Here is a 1,110-nt window from a genome sequence, read left to right on the forward strand (position 1 = left end):
GAGCGCGAAGCCGTAGGACTGGGCGAGACGCACACCCGGATGTTCGGCGGACACCGCGCCGGCGCCGTTGGGCGGGGTGAGCGTCCGTTGCCCGGCCACCGGCCGCGGCGTCAGCGGCCAGGTCTCGAAACGGGTGAGGCCGGCGGTGTCCAGGACGAGCCGCTCGGCCAGTGCCCGGCCGTGGCCGCGTCCGCGGTGCCGCGGGTGGACGTAGACGTTGAGGGCGGCCGCGTCAGGGTCGTCGACCTGGTTGATCAGGACGCGGGCGTAGCCGACCGCCTCGCCGTCGACGTACGCCAGGTAGCGGCGCAGCGTGTGGTCGGTCTCGGCGGCGGCCTGGATGAGCGCGTCCGTGGGGGTCTCGTCCCACTCGGTCGTGCCGATCAGTTCGTGGTTGTACTCGTCTCCGAGCTGGCAGTAGGCCCGCCAGTGGGGGTCGTCCGACGAGACGGGCAGGGGGAATTCGATGATGTCAGGCATGCGGTGACTGCTTTCTGAAGAAAGGGGTGGGCGCAGAGGCACCCGTCGAGCCGTGCTCGAGACGGGCGCGCGGGGAGGCCGGTGGTGGCTCGTCGGACCCACGGCGTCACTGCTGCTGCATCATGGGGTGAACTGTGTCACGATGCGGATCGGTGGGCAAGGGCCTTTGCTGTCGAGATGCAGGCAAGGTTCCACACGACGCGCGGTGGACTCTTCGCGTATCGGGCGGGATCCGGTCGGCGTGACACTGGGTGTCCAGGTGGGCGCCCCCGCGCACCCCAGGGCTCGCTCGAAACGTACGGACGGCTGCCGCTCTAGCGGGTTGGTTGTGGCGAGCCGTGCGGCGGGCGGGCAGGGCCGGAGGTGGCGCAAACGGCGCATGGCGGGGCCCCTCGTCACTAACGACCGATTTAGCCGGATGAGCGTGCTCTGATCGACCGGACATCCTCAACCAGGCGGCTCGCCTGGTCGTGATCGTCCACTACGACGTTGAAGAGCGACCCGTCACGGGTCCGGATCGTGACGCGGGCCCGACCGCCGTTGTTGATGCGGACCCCGCCGGGGGCTGAAGCGCGGCCCGTGACGAACCAGTTGAGGAGTCCGTGGTTCATGCCGTCATCACTGGCTGAA

The 1,110-nt window shown here is 69.7% G+C and carries 2 protein-coding genes; both read right to left on the reverse strand.

The features are described from left to right. The coding region (locus UN64_RS21640; protein ID WP_139343241.1) for a GNAT family N-acetyltransferase at positions 1 to 480 on the reverse strand (480 nt) is incomplete at its 3' end. Between the two features lie 410 nt (positions 481 to 890). Next, a partial coding sequence (locus UN64_RS21645) for a hypothetical protein (protein WP_077365961.1) occupies positions 891 to 1,110 on the reverse strand: 220 nt, incomplete at its 5' end.

This window comes from Fictibacillus arsenicus, assembly GCF_001999465.1.
Classification (GTDB): Bacteria; Bacillota; Bacilli; order Bacillales; family Fictibacillaceae; genus Fictibacillus; species Fictibacillus arsenicus.